At 53.4% G+C, this 440-nt stretch carries 1 pseudogene; it reads left to right on the top strand.

Going from position 1 to position 440, the window contains the following annotated elements:
• Positions 1-93: 93 nt before the first annotated feature.
• Positions 94-440, top strand: a pseudogene (locus tag HMPREF2734_RS01360) (hypothetical protein); the annotation flags it as partial.

Raw genomic sequence — 440 nt, 5'->3', positions numbered from 1 at the left:
TCTGATGGTGACGGTCTTCCCGACGTATGGGAACAACACGGTGTCATCTTGTCTGACGGCACTGCAGTACCGCTTCCCGGTTATGGGGCTGATGTGAATCGTCCGGATCTGTTTTTGCAACTGAACTGGATGGCGTCCGAATACCGCAGCCTTGGCTGCGAAGACACCTACGTTGACGCTTGTGATTTCGCTGACAAGCGCAACCTTGGCCCATCGGCACAGATGCTTAAAGAGATGGTCGACCTGTTTAACGACCACGGCATTAACCTGCACATCGACGCAGGCGAGTTGTTTACCAACATCCCCAACTACACCCCACAAGGCGGGGAAACCGTCGACTACAACCGCTACTACTTCAAAGATGAAATCCAGGCCTACAAACTGCTCGACAACATCGACGAGTTCTTAGGCGAGCGTGACAACATCTTCCGCATCGGGGT

This window comes from Corynebacterium sp. HMSC055D05, assembly GCF_001810365.1.
Classification (GTDB): Bacteria; Actinomycetota; Actinomycetes; order Mycobacteriales; family Mycobacteriaceae; genus Corynebacterium; species Corynebacterium coyleae.
Note: the sequence above shows the minus strand (reverse complement) of the source record. Positions and strands in the feature narration are given on the sequence as shown.